Origin of the sequence: Bradyrhizobium sp. (assembly GCF_004799445.1) — a bacterium.
Classification (GTDB): Bacteria; Pseudomonadota; Alphaproteobacteria; order Rhizobiales; family Xanthobacteraceae; genus Bradyrhizobium.
In genome coordinates this window covers 1-12,366 of record NZ_SSNA01000074.1, presented here as the reverse complement: position 1 = coordinate 12,366, position 12,366 = coordinate 1, and the positions used below count along the sequence as shown (strand labels likewise).

Sequence of the window (12,366 nt, the reverse complement as noted above, 5' to 3'; positions counted from 1 at the left end):
CATTTTGATTTTGAACGTTTGCGTTGACCGTTTGCTTTGAGCGTTTGCTCGTTTGCTTGGTCGTTGCCCGAGAACCGTCTAGTTTGGCTCGCAAGGATATCGCGCTTTTTCGGAAAGAGGCCCCGATGAATCTCGCCGATCTCAACAAGGTCGCCCTGGCCATGGTTGCACCGGGCAAGGGCCTGCTCGCCGCCGACGAATCCTCCGGCACCATCAAAAAGCGCTTCGACGCCATCAACGTGGTATCGACCGAGGAGTCGCGCCGCGACTATCGCGAAATGCTGTTTCGTTCCACTGAGGCGATGGCGCAGTACATCTCCGGCGTCATCCTCTACGACGAGACCTTCTGGCAAAACGCCAAGGATGGCACGCCGCTCGTCAGGCTGATCGAACAGGCCGGCGCGATCCCCGGCATCAAGGTCGATGAGGGCACGCAGGCCTTGCCGGGTTGTCCGGGTGAACTGGTCACCGCCGGGCTGGACAATCTCGCCGCGCGCCTGAAGAAATATTACGATTCCGGCGCGCGCTTCGCCAAATGGCGCGCGGTGATCGACATCGGCGGCTCGGGCACTGGCGGCCCGAAAATCCCGACCATGACCGCGATCCACGTCAATGCCCACGCGCTGGCGCGTTACGCGGCGCTGTGCCAGGCCGCCCAGATCGTGCCGATCGTCGAGCCGGAAGTCCTGATGGACGGCGATCACGACATCGAGCGCTGCTATGAAGTGACGCAGCGCGTGCTCAACAAGACGTTTCAGGAGCTGCGGATTCAGCGCGTCGCGCTGGAAGGCATGATCCTGAAACCCAACATGGCCATTGCCGGCAAGAAAAGCTCCAAGCAAGCCTCCGTCGCAGAGGTCGCGGAGAAAACCATTCGGCTGTTGAAGGCTTGCGTTCCCGCCGCGGTACCCGGCATTGCCTTTCTCTCCGGCGGCCAGTCCGACGAGGACGCCACCGCGCATCTTGACGCCATGAATCGGATCGGCAACCTGCCGTGGCGTCTCAGCTTTTCCTATGGCCGCGCGCTGCAGGCGGCGCCGCAGAAGGCGTGGTCGGGCAAGGCCGAGAATGTCGCCGCGGGCCAGCTTGCATTCAACCACCGCGCGCGGATGAATTCGCTTGCGAGCAAGGGCGAATGGAAGGCCGAACTGGAAACCGGGAAGGCGAGATAGATTGGCCACCAACCCTGCACCGCAGCGTCCCCTGCCGCGTCTCTACCTCGCGACGCCTGAGGTGGATGATCCGAAAGACCTGCTGGCGCTCCTTCCGCGTCTGCTGGCGGAAGCCGATGTCGCCGCCGTGCTGCTGCGGCTCAAGCCGACCGACCTGCGCACCATGATCTCGCGCATCAAGGCGCTGGCGCCCGCGGTCCAGAACCAGGGCGCGGCGCTGTTGCTCGATGGCCATGCCGAACTGGTCGCGCGCGCCGGCGCCGATGGTGCGCATCTGACCGGGATCGAAGCCCTGCAGGATGCGCTGCCGACCTTGAAACCCGACCGCATCGCCGGGGTCGGCGGGCTGACGACACGGCACGATTCGATGGCGGCGGGCGAACTGGGCGCGGATTACGTGCTGTTCGGCGAGCCCGACGCCAGCGGGCAACGGCCGTCGGTCGAGGCGATCTGCGAACGCCTGCAGTGGTGGGATGAGCTGTTCGAGCCGCCCTGCGTCGGCTTTGCGGGGTCGCGCGATGAAGCCTCTGAATTCGCCGCCGCCGGCGCGGATTTCGTGCTGGTCGGCGATTTCATCTGGGCCGATCCGCGTGGCGCGGCGGCGGCACTGAAGGAGGCCGGGCGGACGATCCGGCAGGCGCACGCCGCGGGGTCCGGAAAAGCCAAAGCCGAGCAGGGATAACGCTGGAAATGAAGATCCTGCGTCCGATCCTGGTGCTCGCAAGTTTTCCGATCTTGACGGTCAATGCGACGGCGCAGATGTCGCTGGCGCCGCCGGCGGCGCAGACGCCGCCGCCTTCGAGCAAGCCGGCCGCCAAGCCGAAAGCAAAGCCGCATGCCATCGTCACAAAGCCCGCCGCGCCGGCGAATCCCGCGGCCACTCCGGCGCCGACCGCGACGGTCACTCCGGCGCCCACGCCTGACGATCCCAATGTCGATCTGGTGTACGGCGCCTATCAGCGCGGCATGTACAAGACCACCTTCGATCTCGCGACCAGGCGCGCCCAGGACAATGGCGATCCCAAGGCGATGACGATGCTCGGCGAGCTCTACGCCAATGCGTTCGGCGTCAAGCGCGACGATGCGAAAGCGGCCGCATGGTACAGGCGCGCCGCCGATGCCGGTGACCGCGAGGCCATGTTCGAACTGGCGATGCTTCGCCTCGCCGGCCGCGGCGGTCCGGTCAATCGCGAGGAAGCCGTCAAACTGCTGGCCTCCTCGGCCAAGCTCGGCAACCCCAAGGCGGCCTACAATCTGGCGCTGCTCTATCTCGACGGACAGACGCTGCCGCAGGACGTCAAACGCTCGGCCGAATTGCTTCGTCTCGCCGCCGACGCCGGCAATCCCGAAGCGCAATATGCGCTCGCGACCTTCTACAAGGAGGGAACCGGCGTCGCCAAAGACCCGGAAAAGGCGGCCCAGCTGTTACAGGCGGCGTCCCTTGCCGACAATGTCGACGCCGAGGTCGAATATGCGATCGCACTTTTTAATGGCACCGGTACGCCAAAGAACGAACCTGCCGCGGTCGCGCTGTTGCGCAAGGCCGCCAGGCAGAACAATCCGATCGCCCAAAACCGCCTCGCGCGCGTGCTGACCAGCGGACAGGGGGCGCCGGTCGACAAGGTCGAGGCCCTGAAATGGCACATGATCGCCAAAACCGCCGGCAAGGGCGACCCCGCGCTCGACGAAGCCCTGGCAAACCTGAGCCCCGAGGACCGCGCCAAGGCCGAAGCCGCCGTGCGCAAATGGCTCGGCACCAGATGATCCGCCTTGACGCCACGGCCACCGCAGGGCACCCACTGATGTCTCGCCGCTCCGCTTGAGAGGGGCGGCGCACCTTCACCGTCGAACCTGCAACGGCAAACCGAGATCATGCTGTATTCAGCCCTCATCAACGTCATGGTCAAGGCCGCGCGCCGCGCCGGCCGCAGCCTCAAGCGCGACCTCGGCGAGATCGAGAACCTTCAGGTATCGCTGAAAGGGCCCGCCAATTTCGTCACCATGGCGGACCGGCGCGCCGAGGAGATGCTGCTCTCCGACCTCACCAAGGCACGGCCGGGTTACGGCTTCATCGGCGAGGAAGGCGGCATTCGCGCCGGCGATGACAAGACCCACACCTGGATCGTGGATCCGCTCGACGGTACCACCAACTTCCTGCACGGCATTCCGCAATTTGCGATTTCGATCGGCCTGCAGCGCGAGGGCACGGTGATCGCCGGCGTGATCTACAATCCCGCCAACGACGAACTCTATATCGCCGAACGCGGCAAGGGCGCCTTTCTCAACGACCAGCGCCTGCGCGTCGCCGGCCGCCGCCAGCTCAACGATTGCGTGGTCGCCTGCGGGCTGCCGCATATCGGACGCGGCGACCACGAGCTGTCGCGCCTCGAGATGGCCGAAATCCAGAACCGGGTGGCGGGCCTGCGCCGGTTCGGCGCCGCCTCGCTCGACATGGCCTTCGTCGCGGCCGGCCGTCTCGACGGCTACTGGGAACGCAATCTGCAGCCATGGGACATGGCGGCCGGCCAGATCATGGTGCGCGAGGCCGGCGGCATCGTCAGCGGGATCGCGGGCGACGACGACCCGCTCAAGACCGGCAATGTAATCTGCGGCAACGAATTCATCCACGCCGAACTGGTGAAGATTTTGAAGCCGCTGGGGAAGTGACGCAAGTTAAGCGCGATCGTCATGCGCGGGCTTGACCCGCGCATCCATCAATTTTCACAAAAAGCATTTCTCGAAGTGATGGATTGCCGGGTCAAACCAGGCAATGACGACTATTACCCCGCCTTCATCCGCTAATGGCTGACGCCCCATTCGCTGCCGCCGGCGTAACCGAACATCCCGGCGGTGGCGAGGGACACGTCTTCTTGACGTGAGCCGGCCCCCATCACACATCGGGTACGGGGCAGGCTTTCGCTCAAAGACGCTCCGTTGGCTCAACGGACTCGAATAGTCTTGCAAAATGACCTAAGGTTGCATCGCCGGACAGGGAAGGACACTCTGATGTCGGACGCAGCATCGCCGCAGATCGCCGCCGCTCTGTCGCCCGCGGCTGCCGGCAATCTCAAACTCTATGAGTTGCAGAAGCCCTTTGTCGAGCCGATGCTGCGGCTTTGCCGGCTCGGCAATACCGCGCTCGATGCGCTGTTCTACGATGTCGGCGCGTTGACGACGACATTGCTGGCGCAGCACACCCTCATCAATACGGGCGCGTTCCGCGATGCGTTGCCCGCGGGGCATCCGCTGCGGACCCTCGATCTGTCTGCGGCGACCAATCCGAGCGGCTCCATCATTATCGTCGACGCAAAGCCTGGCGCCGTCGTGCGTCCGCCGTTTCCCGACATGAGGCAATTCATTGACTTTGCCAACAGCGACGACGACGCGACGCTGCGTACCCTGAGCATCACCGGCGTCGGCAGTTCGGCCTATGGCGCTGTCGCCTTTGCGTGGGACGTCTCGAAGGCGATCGGCGAGCCGGTGGCGGCGGTCGTCCCTGGCTACGGGCTGGCGGATGTGGTGCCGCAGGCGTTCGGCGGCTGGTTCGGCTTCGGAATGTACGACGCGCTGCAAAGCGCGACCCAGAATTTCCTGGCCAAGTTCGCGCCGGCGCTGGCGATGATGGGCAAGGATCTGGCGCGCTCTACGCCGGGGCGGGTTCCGGCCGGGACCGGTGCGCCGGTATTTCGGCACGGCAGCGCCGCATCCGACGATGTGCACGCCATCCTCGATGCCGTTCCGGGCATCAGTCGCCTCGTCGGCCACAGCAAGGGAGCCCTTGCCATCGAGAATGCTTTGCGTTCGCTGCAATCCCCCCGCGCCGAGACCGTTTCCGTCATCACGCTGGGCTGCGTGATCGAGGAAGAGTTTCCCCAGGCAAGATATGAACAATATCTCGGCTGGCTCGACGCGCTGGGCAGCCTCAATTCCTGGAACCGCACGCCCGAACACCGCCCCTTCACGCATCACAGCACCAACACCGCTATTCCCCTGAGCATGCAGGTCGCATCCAGTGTGACGGAGAGCCATCCAAAAACGCGGAATGATAGCGCCGGTGTTGCGCCGACCGGTTGAGCCGGCAAACGATGAACGGCCATGGCCCGCACGGGTCTCCGCGCGCGTTCGCTGATTAGTCTGGCAGCAGCAGGCTGGCCACTCGCGGCGTCTGCGTAAACTTGATCGGAACTTTTTTCCGTCCGGAGTATTTCCCTTCTTCTGCAAGCAGGTGCGCGCAGGACTGGCCTCAAAGGGATTCTCGATGGTCGCTCTCAGGGCTGTCTTTGGCGCAGCGGCGGTCGGCGCGATCGCCGTTGCCGGTATCGTTTATTGGGAGTGGGACGATCTCGTGCCCGTCGTCGGACTCGGCGTCAATTACATCCGTTTCTTCGACGCGCCAAAGGGCACGCTGACCACCGAGCACAATAGCGCCCAGAGCGCGGCGCAGAATATGCCGTCCGGGGCGGTCCCGGTAGCGCCCGGCGCCAAGCCGGTTAAAGCCGCCGAAACCGCGACCGACTCGAAGAGCTGGCCGAGTTACAACAAGACGCTTACCTCGGAGCGGTTCAGCGAGCTCGATCAGATCACGAGGGCGAACGCCAGCGAATTGTCGGTGCTGTGCACCTATGACACCGGCCAGTACACCGGCTTCAACACCGGCCTTCTGGAGATCGAAGGCGCGCTCATGTTCACGACCGAGTACGACATCTTCTCGATCAATCCGAATACCTGCAAGGAGAATTGGCGAGTCCACGAGGACTACACCCCCGCCTCACCCCAGGGCGTGAGCCGCGGCCCGGCGTTTTTCGAGCATATGCTTTTCCGCGGCACGCAGGACGGACGCGTCCTCGCCTACGATTTCAAGAGCGGCAAGCGGCTGTGGGAAACCCGCATTGCCGACCCAAAGAAAGGCGAAAGCGCGCCGGCCGCGCCCATCGCCTGGAATGGACTGGTCTTCATCGGCAACGCCGGCGGCGACGTGAAGGGCGTGAAAGGGCGAATGTACGCGCTCGACGCCAAGACGGGCAAAATCGTTTGGGAGTTCTACCTCGTCCCCAAGTCGCCCGGAGACATCGAGCGCGGGCCGCAGGCGCCTTCACCGCTCACCGCTTCGACCTGGACCACCCCGCCGGGCCAGCCGATCACGGGCGGCGCCACCTGGACCTCCTACACGCTCGATCCGAGCAATGGCATCCTCTACGTGCCCGGCGGCAATCCGGCGCCAGATTTTGCGGTCAGCCAGCGCGGCGGCGAAAACCTTTACTCCGGCTCGATCGTCGAACTCGACGCCAGAACGGGTGCCTACAAAGGCCATTTCAAGCTCGTTCCCAAGGATTGGCATGATTGGGACGTCTCCGCCGCGCCGGTGGTCACATCGATCGCTTCGGGCAAGAAGGTCCTGTTCGACGCGCCGAAGGATGGCCACCTCTATGCCTTTGACCTTGCCTCGCAGAAGCAGATGTATCGCGTTCCCGTCACCAAGATCGACAACGCCGAGGCGCCGTTCGAACCCGGCAAGGCGGTGCATTTCTGCCCGGGCTCCACGGGCGGCGCCGAATGGAATGGCCCCGCCTACGATCCGCAGAACAATCTGGTAATGGTCGGCGAAGTGGAATGGTGCACAACGGTGACGGTGCAGCCGAAGGAGGCGGTGGAGAAGATCGCAGAAGGCAAACCGTGGTCCGGCATGGATTCGCTCAACCCCTACAACATCTGGGGCAAGTCCGATCCGGTGTTTGATTGGGCGGGTTGGGTCTATGCCGTCGACGCCGAGACCGGCGCCTGGCGCTGGCGGGTCAAGTCCAATTATCCGGTGCAGAGCGGCGTGACGCCGACCGCAGGCGGCGTCGTGTTCTTCGGCGACATGGGCGGCAATTTCTACGCGCTCGACGCCAACACCGGCGACAAATTGTGGGGCCGGAAGATTGGCGGCGCCATCGGCGGCGGCGTCATCACCTACGAAACCGAAGGACGGCAGCTGGTCGCCGTCGCCACCGGCCTGACCGAAGTCATCTGGCCATCAGAGCAGACGACGGCGAAGGTGTCCGTGCTCGGCGTCAAGCACAGATAGTCGTCCGCGCACCGCAATCGTCAACCACCGTCGTCAAGCCGCCTTCATCCGGTAATGGCTGACGCCCCATTCGCTGCCGCCGGCGTAACCGAACATCCCGGCGGTGGCGAGGAAGAACCAGCGCCAGCGCCGCATCCACAGCGCGGTATCCTCGCCATAGACGCCGCGCAGGATGCTTTCGATCTCGGTGCGGTTGGCGTCAAAGTTCCTGAGCCAGTCGAGCGCGGTGCGCTGGTAGTGCTCGCCGCCCCAGCGCCATTCCTTCTCGACCTCGAACAAATCGGCGTATTGCCGGATCAAATGATGGCTCGGCATTACTCCGCCGGTGAAGAAATGCTGGGCGATCCAGTCTTCGCCATCGCCGCGATCGAACAGATAGGCGCCGGAGCGATGGGTGAAGATGTGCATGAAGAAGCGGCCGTCCGGCCCGAGCCACGAGCGCAGCCGCGCCATCAATTCACGCCAGTTCATGATGTGCTCGAACATTTCCACCGACACGATGCGATCGAATCGCCGGTCGGGATCGAAAACATTCATGTCCGCCGTCACCACGCGAAGATTCTTCAAACCCCGCGAGGCGGCCTCGCTCTCGATATATTCGCGCTGTGCGTGCGAATTCGACACCGCTACGACCTGCGAATGGGGAAATTGCCGCGCCATCCACAGCGACAGCGAACCCCAGCCGCAGCCGAGTTCGAGGATCGACTGGCCGTCGGCAAGATTGGCGTGCTCGACGGTCTGGCGCAGCGCTTCTTCCTCGGCCTCCTGCAGCGTCGAGGCCGGCCTGCGGTAGAAACACGATGAATATTTGCGGTTCGGTCCGAGCACGCGGGCGAAGAAGGCCGCCGGCACCTCGTAATGCTGGGCGTTGGCCGCCTCGGTGTGCTCGGCGATAGCGCGCGCCGCCATGTCCGTTGCAAAGCTGGCATCGCTTTCCGCGTTGCCGGCCGCGAGCCGTGCCGCGGTGCGCGAGCACAGCCGCGCGATCGCGGCGCGAATGACGAGGTCCGGCAGCGGCACCCGCTCGGCGGTGCCAATGATCGAGGCAACGAAGCTCATGTGACCACTCCCTTGTGCGGTGGCAGCGGAAAGAAGGCGCTGGTGCGCGACTGGTAGTCGCGGTAGCGCCCGCCGCGCGAGCGCAGCATCTGCGCCTCGAGCGGCGGGATGCCCGTGACGTGGACCAGGATCCAGTACATGAAGGCCGGCGCCAGCAGGGCTGCCCAGCCCCAGGGATAAAGAAGCGGGTCGTCCGGCGAGATCGCGATGACGGGATAAGCCACCCAGCCGAGCCATTCGAAGAAATAGTTCGGGTGACGCGACCAGCGCCACAGACCGGCGTCGCACACCTGGCCCTGGTTGGCGGGACGCGCCCGGAAATCCTTCAGCTGGGCGTCAGCCAGCGCTTCGCCGGCGATGGCCGAAAGCAGGATCAGCGCGGCGAGATAATCCTGCGGGCGCAACAGCTCGGTAGGAAAGCGCGCGGCGACAAAGACCGCAAACACCAGCGGGATCGATCCAAATCCCTGGTTTTGCAGAAACACGAACATCCTGCGCGGCGCATCGACGCCCCAGTCGCGGGCAAAGGCGGCATTGCGCGGATCGTCGGCGATGCCCGATGTCCGCACCGCGATGTGCAGGCCGAGCCGCAGCGACCAGATCGCCACCAATGCCGCGACCAGCCATTGCCTGGCATTGGGTTCACGGCCCGCAACCGGCCACAGCGCGCTGCCGGCGCCGACCAGCCCGAGCGAGAACGTCCAGATGGTGTCGACCCAGCCGGAATTGCCGGTGCGCTGCTGCACCGCCCATGCACCCGCCATCAGGAACGACAGCGACAGCGCGATCGCGACAAGCGCCTCGAGATACAAAGTCATCGAAAATTCCCGCTAACCGCCTGAGGCGTCAAATATTTGTAGAAATACGTTGAAGGCTAAGCGCGGTTTCACGCGGAAGTTCCACAATCCGGGCGCCGATTGACCGCAACTGGCCTTTTTTCTCAGGCTCGCTGTGTCATATTGAGGCCCGAAAGCGGTTCCTCGCAACGGATGACATCGGCAATGCCTTCAGGCCCCTCTTCCCGCTCCGCGATGGAGATCGAACTGGCCAAACTGTCCTCGCCACGGATTTTCCTGGTGCGGATGCTGGTTTTCCTGGTGCTGTGTGCGCTGGTGATGGTCGTGCTCTACAAGCAGATCGTCACCGCGTTTTTCGCCAATCCCGGGCTTAACGCCCTGATCGGCCTGGTGCTGGCGGTCGGCACCATCCTGTCCTTCCGCCAGGTGATCCGGCTCTATCCGGAAGTCGCCTGGGTCAATAATTTTCGCATCGCCGATCCCGGGCTTGCGATCGAGCGGCACCCGACGCTGCTGGCGCCGATGGCGGCGATCCTCGGCGGCGAGCGCAGCGGGCGGATGACGATCTCGCAGCAGACCATGCGGCATCTGCTGGACTCCATCGCCACGCGGCTGGACGAGGCCCGCGACATTTCCCGCTACATGACCGGCCTGTTGGTATTTCTCGGGCTGCTCGGCACCTTCTGGGGCCTGATCGAAACCGTCGGCTCGGTCGGCAAGGTGATCGACGGCCTGAAGGTCGGCGGCGACGCCGGCGCCCTGTTCGACACCCTGAAGGAAGGCCTGGCCGCGCCGCTCGGCGGCATGGGCATTTCGTTTTCGTCGTCGCTGTTCGGCCTCGCCGGCTCGCTGATTCTCGGCTTTCTCGACCTGCAGTCGAGCCAGGCGCAGAACCGCTTCTATACCGACCTCGAGGACTGGCTGGCCTCCACGGTGCGCGGCTATGTCGGCGAGACCGGCAGCAGCGGCGAACTTCAGGCCACGGTCGAGCGGCTGCGGCTGACCCTGGAGGAAGGCGGCGCGAGCCGCGGCACCACCGCGGCGATGGCCAATCTGGCCGAAGCCATCCAGGGCCTGGTGACGCATATGCGGACCGAGCAGCAAATGATCCGCGAATGGGCCGACGGCCAGGGCGAGCAGAACCGCGAAATCAAGCGGCTGCTGGAGCGGATCGCCAAACAGCCGGAGAAGAGTTAGGGAACGTGCCACGGGAAAGCTGCAGGTTTGCCCGGCCACATGGTTCGAGACGCGCTGCATTGCAACGCTGCTCACCATGAGGGTCTAAGACCTCATCCTGAGGAGGCGCGAAGCGCCGTCTCGAAGGACGAAGCCACCGAACTGGAAGAGTGCTTTGACGGAGAAAGTGTGAATGGCCCTGGCCCGTGCGCGCCGCAGTGAGAGCGGATTCAATTACTGGCCCGGCTTTGTCGACGCGCTGTCGACGCTGGTGCTCTCGATCGTGTTCCTGCTCTCGGTGTTCCTGGTGGTGCAATTCTTCCTGTCGCAGGAGGTCACCGGCAAGGACAAGGCGCTGCAACAGCTCAACGCCAAGATCGCGGAGCTGAACGACCTGTTGTCGCTGGAGAAGCTCGGCAAACTCAGTCTCGAGGACACGCTGACCCAGGTGCGGGCCGGCCTCGCCTCCGCCGAGACCGAGCGCGACCGCGTCAAGGGTCTCTATGAAGGTCTCGCCGGTGCGGGCAGCGACGCCGCCGGCCGCGCCTCCGAGCTCAACAAGGCGCTGGATTCCGAAAAGCAGGTGTCGGCGCGCGCGCTGGCGCAACTCGAGGTGTTGAACCAGCAGATCAGCGCGCTGCGCCGCCAGCTCGCCGCACTTGAGGAGGCACTCGACGCCTCGGAAAAACGCGACCGGGAATCCCAGGGGCGGATCGCCGATCTCGGTCAGCGGCTCAACGTCGCGCTGGCGCAGCGGGTGCAGGAATTGTCGCGCTACCGTTCGGAATTCTTCGGGCGGCTGCGCGCCATTCTCGGCAACCGGCCGGACATCCGGATCGTCGGCGACCGTTTCGTGTTCCAGTCGGAAGTATTTTTCGACACCGGACAGGCCCTGCTGTTGCCGGAGGGCCGCGCCGAGCTCGACAAGCTGGCGAGCGCGCTGATTGATCTCGACAAGCAGATTCCGGGCGAAATCGCCTGGGTGCTGCGGGTCGATGGCCATACCGACGTGCGGCCGATCAACAGTCCGCTGTTCAAGTCGAACTGGGAGCTGTCGTCGGCACGCGCGATCTCCGTGGTGCAATATCTGATTTCGCTCGGCGTTCCGGCGCAACGGCTGGTCGCGGCCGGCTTCGCCGAATTCCAGCCGCTCGATACCGCCGCGACCGAAGACGCCTACAAGCGCAACCGCCGCATCGAGCTGAAGCTGACGGAACGGTAGTCATGGCGGCGGTGCGCTGATGAACGCCCCCTTTCACCTTCGCCCCTATCGCGCCGAAGACGAAGATGCCGCGATCGCGCTGTGGCAGCGGAGCTGGCAGCAGGCCTACCCGGCCATCGACTTCGCCGCCCGCGTCGATTGGTGGCGCGCGCGCTGGCGCGGCGAATTGGTGCCGAAGGCGGCGATCCTGGTCGCGGAAGAAGCGGGCGCCATGATCGGCTTCGTCACCATCGATACCACGGGCTATCTCGACCAGCTGGTGGTCGCCCCCGATCGCTGGGGCTCGGCGCTTGCCGCACGGCTGGTCGATGAGGCGAAGCGGCTGTCGCCCGACCGCATCACGCTGTTGGTCAACACCGACAACACAAGGGCGATCCGCTTCTATGAGCGCCATGGCTTTGTTCACGCCGGCGAGGACGTCAACCCGACGTCGGGCCGGCCGGTGCTGAAGATGGAGTGGACGGCGCAGAGCTGAGAAACGACGAACCGCGGAGAGGTCCGATGACGCGAACCGAATTGGCCATGGGAACGGCAACCTTTGTTGCCGTGATCGCCGCGGGATGGCTGTCGGTGGCCTCCGTCGACCGGCATTACGCCGCCGACGAGACCTTCGCAGATCGCCACGACGCGCAGCCGCCGTCCGCTTCCTCGGCGGCCTGCGTCGGGGCTGACGGTTCCTGGAAAAACTGGGTGTGGGCGAACGTGCCGATGCTGTCGCCGAAATGCGGCGATCGCTGATCCCGGGATCGTGACCCGGTCAGATCTTGGAGCAAGATCGGTTCTGATTGAATCAGAACCGACGCTCTAATCTTTTGTTTTGACGCGTTTTCTTCACGCGAACCGGTATCCACCCCGCATCAAGTGCGGGGCAGG

Annotated in this window: 12 protein-coding genes; 10 read left to right on the top strand and 2 right to left on the bottom strand. The window is 64.5% G+C overall.

Annotated features, from left to right (window positions below):
• The first annotated feature begins 125 nt into the window (after positions 1-125).
• The 6 genes from E8A46_RS10325 to E8A46_RS10300 all read left to right on the top strand — a co-directional run bounded on the left by E8A46_RS10325 (position 126) and on the right by E8A46_RS10300 (position 7,239).
• Positions 126-1,172 carry a class I fructose-bisphosphate aldolase gene (locus E8A46_RS10325; RefSeq protein ID WP_291560159.1) on the top strand — a complete coding sequence of 349 codons (1,047 nt, stop codon included), beginning with the start codon at positions 126-128 and terminating at the stop codon, positions 1,170-1,172.
• A gap of 1 nt (position 1,173) precedes the next feature.
• Positions 1,174-1,854, top strand: coding sequence for a thiamine phosphate synthase (locus tag E8A46_RS10320; protein WP_291560157.1), 681 nt, complete (start codon positions 1,174-1,176; stop codon positions 1,852-1,854).
• 8 nt (positions 1,855-1,862) lie between these two features.
• Positions 1,863-2,936 carry a tetratricopeptide repeat protein gene (locus tag E8A46_RS10315; RefSeq protein ID WP_291560155.1) on the top strand — a complete coding sequence of 358 codons (1,074 nt, stop codon included), beginning with the start codon at positions 1,863-1,865 and terminating at the stop codon, positions 2,934-2,936.
• 108 nt (positions 2,937-3,044) lie between these two features.
• Positions 3,045-3,839, top strand: a complete 795-nt coding sequence (locus E8A46_RS10310) for an inositol monophosphatase family protein (RefSeq protein ID WP_291560153.1) — start codon at positions 3,045-3,047, stop codon at positions 3,837-3,839.
• Between the two features lie 339 nt (positions 3,840-4,178).
• Positions 4,179-5,246 carry a hypothetical protein gene (locus E8A46_RS10305; RefSeq protein ID WP_291560151.1) on the top strand — a complete coding sequence of 356 codons (1,068 nt, stop codon included), beginning with the start codon at positions 4,179-4,181 and terminating at the stop codon, positions 5,244-5,246.
• Between the two features lie 184 nt (positions 5,247-5,430).
• Positions 5,431-7,239, top strand: a complete 1,809-nt coding sequence (locus E8A46_RS10300) for a PQQ-binding-like beta-propeller repeat protein (protein WP_291560149.1) — start codon at positions 5,431-5,433, stop codon at positions 7,237-7,239.
• A gap of 33 nt (positions 7,240-7,272) precedes the next feature.
• Here the strand turns inward: E8A46_RS10300 and E8A46_RS10295 are convergent, their stop codons facing one another.
• Both E8A46_RS10295 and E8A46_RS10290 read right to left on the bottom strand, forming a co-directional pair.
• The gene (locus tag E8A46_RS10295; protein WP_291560148.1) at positions 7,273-8,298 is read right to left on the bottom strand and encodes a cyclopropane-fatty-acyl-phospholipid synthase family protein; all 1,026 of its coding nucleotides are present in this window, start codon (positions 8,296-8,298) and stop codon (positions 7,273-7,275) included.
• Complete coding sequence (locus E8A46_RS10290) at positions 8,295-9,116, bottom strand: DUF1295 domain-containing protein (protein ID WP_291560145.1); 822 nt, start codon at positions 9,114-9,116, stop codon at positions 8,295-8,297. Before E8A46_RS10290 ends, E8A46_RS10295 begins: the two co-directional genes overlap by 4 nt.
• Before the next feature lie 183 nt (positions 9,117-9,299).
• Here E8A46_RS10290 and E8A46_RS10285 point away from each other — a divergent pair, with 183 nt between their 5' ends.
• The 4 genes from E8A46_RS10285 to E8A46_RS10270 all read left to right on the top strand — a co-directional run bounded on the left by E8A46_RS10285 (position 9,300) and on the right by E8A46_RS10270 (position 12,231).
• On the top strand, positions 9,300-10,292 hold the full coding sequence (locus tag E8A46_RS10285) for a flagellar motor protein MotA (protein WP_291560143.1): 993 nt from the start codon (positions 9,300-9,302) through the stop codon (positions 10,290-10,292).
• A 172-nt stretch (positions 10,293-10,464) separates the two neighbouring features.
• The gene (locus tag E8A46_RS10280; RefSeq protein ID WP_291560141.1) at positions 10,465-11,493 is read left to right on the top strand and encodes a peptidoglycan -binding protein; all 1,029 of its coding nucleotides are present in this window, start codon (positions 10,465-10,467) and stop codon (positions 11,491-11,493) included.
• A 19-nt stretch (positions 11,494-11,512) separates the two neighbouring features.
• Complete coding sequence (locus tag E8A46_RS10275) at positions 11,513-11,968, top strand: GNAT family N-acetyltransferase (protein ID WP_291560139.1); 456 nt, start codon at positions 11,513-11,515, stop codon at positions 11,966-11,968.
• A gap of 26 nt (positions 11,969-11,994) precedes the next feature.
• Positions 11,995-12,231, top strand: a complete 237-nt coding sequence (locus tag E8A46_RS10270) for a hypothetical protein (RefSeq protein WP_291560136.1) — start codon at positions 11,995-11,997, stop codon at positions 12,229-12,231.
• The last annotated feature ends 135 nt before the right edge of the window (positions 12,232-12,366 follow it).